Origin of the sequence: Mesorhizobium sp. M7A.F.Ca.US.006.04.2.1, from assembly GCF_004022915.1 — a bacterium.
GTDB classification, from domain to species: Bacteria; Pseudomonadota; Alphaproteobacteria; order Rhizobiales; family Rhizobiaceae; genus Mesorhizobium; species Mesorhizobium ciceri.
In genome coordinates, this window is record NZ_RZQA01001284.1 from 1 (window position 1) to 1,194 (window position 1,194).

Genomic DNA, 1,194 nt, shown 5'->3' on the forward strand with positions numbered 1-1,194 from the left:
CCTCATATGCATCTCGAAAATCAGCGCCGATTTCGCCAAGGAAGCTCTTTTCAGCACTCTCGGCGATTTCACGATGGCGCTTCTGGTAAAGTTCCCACAGCTTGGCGCCCCGCCCCCCAGAGAGAAGGGTTCCGATCGCGGAATTCGATTTCAGCTCTTCCTCGATCACTACCGGGTCAAAACGGTCGATCATCCGCCGCATGGCGGTCTGTATGCCTCGCCAGGCGCGTACGTGATGTTGCGCGAGATCGCGCACCGCATCGGTGATTGCCGCTTCACCGCCGAGAAATCCTGGGCTGCGCTCAGCGATAAGCGTTATGATGGCGTCGTCGACGGTCGGCAGGAACTTGAGCGGATTGACTTCGGAGGCCCCGACCATGGTCTGCGCGACGCGCGCGTTTCCCTTTTCCTCGGCCCGCTTGCGCAGAAGCTGCATCAGGCCTTCCATCATCATCCGGTATTCGCGACCGAACTTCTCCATTTCCGCGATGCTGTCGCGTCCGGGGAAATCGGCTTCCTCGACACCCATGCCATGCAGGAATGCGGCGCGAAGCGCCATCTCCTCCGGCCGCGCCGCACCCAGCGCCGGGGCGGCTTTGGGAGCAGCACCCACACGTGGTGAAGCAGGGGTAGCTGCGGGCTGCACCGGCAAATCCCAGGGATTGGCTGATTGGGATCGCTGGGCGATGCGCTCGCGCTGTTCGATCGAACTGGCGCCGTTCGCCGAACTGAGCGTGGCGGCTGGTCCGAAAGCAAAGTCATCATGGGTTCCGGACGGCTTGTCACGGGCGGCTTGGGCTGCGCGGTCGGGGGACGGTACCGCGTCGAGGCTGAACGGGTCCGCTTGGCTCGCCGCGCCGCCCGGTTCGCGATAAGGGGCGGGATTTTTCGACACCGGCGTCGAAACCGGATCGAGGCTGAACGGGTCATCGAAAGCGGCCGAGTGGCGCTGGTCGGAGTTGGCACGTTCGAATGCACCCGCAACCGGCTGCTCGAAAGGGTTCGGCAGATCGGCCGGACGTGGCCGTCGCGGCTCTTCTTCGACCTTGGCGGAAAAGAAGTCATCGCGACCGATGCTCACCGGGGCCCGGGATGCTGGCGGCGCGCGTTCCGAAACCGGCTGGCCGGCCGCTGGTGCTTGAGTGGCTGGCGTTTGCAGGTCGACATGGACGACGTAGTCGCCCAATCTCAGCC

Annotated in this window: 1 protein-coding gene; it reads right to left on the minus strand. The window is 64.0% G+C overall.

The features are described 5' to 3' along the window. Positions 1-1,192 (minus strand): type VI secretion system-associated FHA domain protein TagH (gene tagH, locus EN925_RS36660; protein ID WP_245487432.1); only part of this gene is annotated, 1,192 nt, incomplete at its 3' end. Between the last annotated feature and the right edge of the window lie 2 nt (positions 1,193-1,194).